This is a genomic window from Chryseobacterium sp. SIMBA_029 (assembly GCF_046535275.1).
Classification (GTDB): Bacteria; Bacteroidota; Bacteroidia; order Flavobacteriales; family Weeksellaceae; genus Chryseobacterium.
Map to the genome: position 1 here is coordinate 1 of NZ_JAWRXA010000678.1, position 247 is coordinate 247.

1 protein-coding gene is annotated in these 247 nt (G+C 35.2%); it reads right to left on the bottom strand.

Features of this window, described 5'->3' with window-relative positions; all coding sequences use genetic code 11:
• On the bottom strand, positions 1-247 hold a 247-nt coding region (locus tag SB679_RS25680), incomplete at both ends, for a GNAT family N-acetyltransferase (RefSeq protein WP_410705195.1).

Genomic DNA, 247 nt, shown 5'->3' on the forward strand with positions numbered 1-247 from the left:
CTTTTTTATGACCTAATTCCTTTGCCCAGTTTTCCAGTTCATTTACAATGGTGGTTCCTAGTCCTTTTTTCCTGAATTTCGGATTTGTAAACATTCTTTTAATCTCTACAGTATCTATTGAAACCTCTTTGAAAGCCCCACAAGCAGCCGGAGCTTCATCAATGTATACTACGATACAGTTTTTAATTGTATCGATTTTGTTAAATTGATCGAAGAACTCATGATCATCTCCATTATGTTCTGCAAG